This is a genomic window from Arhodomonas sp. KWT (assembly GCF_010993615.1).
This window is the reverse complement of sequence record NZ_WNXE01000996.1, coordinates 1-605: the sequence shown is the minus strand read 5'-3', so window position 1 is coordinate 605 and position 605 is coordinate 1. Positions and strand designations below refer to the sequence as shown.

Genomic DNA, 605 nt, shown 5'->3' with positions numbered 1-605 from the left:
GACACTCCGGCCGGCACGGTGACCGGCGGTGGCGTGGTCATCACCATGCTCGCCGACGATGCCGCGGTGCGTGCCGTGACCCTGGGCGAGGACGGTATCGCCGGACGGCTGGGTGAGGGTGGTTTGCACGTCATGATGAGCACCGTGGCGGCGGAGACCAGCCGCGAGCTCGCGAGCCGGCATGCGGAGCACGGCGAACAGGTCCTGGTGGCGCCGGTGTTCGGGCGCCCGGACATGGCCGAGGCGGCGAAGCTCAATATCTGCGTGTCCGGGGACGCCGCCGCCAAGGCCCGCGCCCGGCCGTTGCTGGACGCCATGGGCGCCGGCGTGTGGGACTTCGGCGATGAACTCGGCGCGGCCAACATCGTCAAGCTCGCCGGCAACTTCATGATCGCCGCGGCGAGCGAGGCCATGGGGGAGGCGTATACCCTGTGCGAGGGCCACGGCATCGACCGCAACAGCGTCCATGAGCTGCTCTCGAGCACCCTGTTCGCGAGTCCGGTTCATCAGGGCTACGGTGCACGGATCGCGGCCCGGACATACCAGCCCGCGGGCTTCCCCATGCCGCTCGGCCTCAAGGACCTCACCCTCGCCGGCGAGGCGGC

The 605-nt window shown here is 70.9% G+C and carries 1 protein-coding gene; it reads left to right on the top strand.

Annotated features, from left to right (window positions below):
* On the top strand, positions 1-605 hold a 605-nt coding region (locus G7A99_RS23755), incomplete at both ends, for an NAD(P)-dependent oxidoreductase (protein WP_163144531.1).